At 54.9% G+C, this 752-nt stretch carries 2 protein-coding genes; both read right to left on the reverse strand.

Annotation, left to right across the window (positions count from 1 at the left end; translation table 11 throughout):
• Positions 1–181 (reverse strand): hypothetical protein (locus tag VZ95_RS27730; RefSeq protein ID WP_232302797.1); only part of this gene is annotated, 181 nt, incomplete at its 3' end.
• A 154-nt stretch (positions 182–335) separates the two neighbouring features.
• Positions 336–635, reverse strand: coding sequence for a hypothetical protein (locus VZ95_RS20905; RefSeq protein ID WP_045777584.1), 300 nt, complete (start codon positions 633–635; stop codon positions 336–338).
• Positions 636–752 lie beyond the last annotated feature (117 nt).

Consider the following 752-nt stretch of genomic DNA (forward strand, 5'->3'; position numbering starts at 1 on the left):
TCCGGCGCTCCTGAAGATCATGAACAAGAAAGGGTGAGTGATGGGCGCATATATAGCGCCGGAGTGTGACGAAAATAGGTCTATTCCTGCACATCACCCCTGCGTCGGGAACAGAAACCCCAAAAGCCCCCGCAGGATATTGCGCTGCGGCAAAGTTTTTCTGGTGATAAATATGGCTCACGCGGGTTCATATTCAGCGATTCTTAAGAAAAGCCCTTAACCTTCTTGACGGTTCGGCGACAGCCCCCTGAAAAAGCCAACGCCCGGCAAAGCCGGGCGGGGGTTTTTTTTGCAGGACGCAGCGCAGCGAGAGAGTTCACGCCCGCCCGGCAGGCCTATTGCTGGATTTTAACGGCGGTGACAATCAGATCTTTCGAGGAAGATTGGTTCTTCACAATGCCGGTCACTTCGACGCGAACGTGAAGCTCTTTGATATGGGCGACCCCATTGCGCGTGGCCAGTTCCTGCATTTTTTTCAACAGGTTCTGCACGATGGTGGCCTTATCGGCATAGGCGAAGCATTTCTCCTTCCCCCCCGATGTAATCAGATGGAGCTCGCAGACCGAGTCTCCCGTCGAGGAGATTCGATCCCGAATATCTTCGATCTCTCCATCGATGGTGCGAACTGTTTCCATTCCGGCCCTATTGCTACCCTGCTCGGTGCCTCTGCGCCATCAACCAGGAGGGGTGCGCCGCCGGCCCACACAATACCTGAAAACGCGCCGATCCGAAGAGGTGTGATACCACTTACC

The sequence above is a fragment of the Elstera litoralis genome (assembly GCF_000963705.1).
In the GTDB taxonomy this organism is placed as follows: Bacteria; Pseudomonadota; Alphaproteobacteria; order Elsterales; family Elsteraceae; genus Elstera; species Elstera litoralis.